The sequence below is a fragment of the Alkalicoccobacillus porphyridii genome, from assembly GCF_007293315.1.
GTDB classification, from domain to species: Bacteria; Bacillota; Bacilli; order Bacillales; family Bacillaceae_D; genus Alkalicoccobacillus; species Alkalicoccobacillus porphyridii.
Window position 1 is genome coordinate 1 of sequence record NZ_VLXZ01000238.1, and the last position, 266, is coordinate 266.

A 266-nucleotide genomic window follows, 5' to 3' on the forward strand; every position below is an offset into this window, starting at 1 on the left:
GCACCAGTAATGCTGGCGCTATCGAGCAACGCATAAACGGTAAAGGTAGTTGCCCCCGGTTTTACCGTATCAAACCAGAAGGCGGTAAAGTCGGGGAACTCTTCTTTACTGTCGGTGTAAGTGTCGATCGCCAGGCCGCGGGCCGACAAACCGTATTGATATGTATCATCAACGGCGCGGAAATAACTCGCGCCGAGAAATGATACTACATCACGGCGCGCCAGTTCGGGGGCTTTAAACACGCGAAAACCGGCAAAGCCGAGATC

At 53.4% G+C, this 266-nt stretch carries 1 protein-coding gene; it reads right to left on the bottom strand.

The genetic code is table 11. The features are described 5' to 3' along the window. Window positions 1-266: glucan biosynthesis protein (locus FN960_RS24165; protein WP_185971149.1), on the bottom strand; the 266-nt coding region annotated here is incomplete at both ends.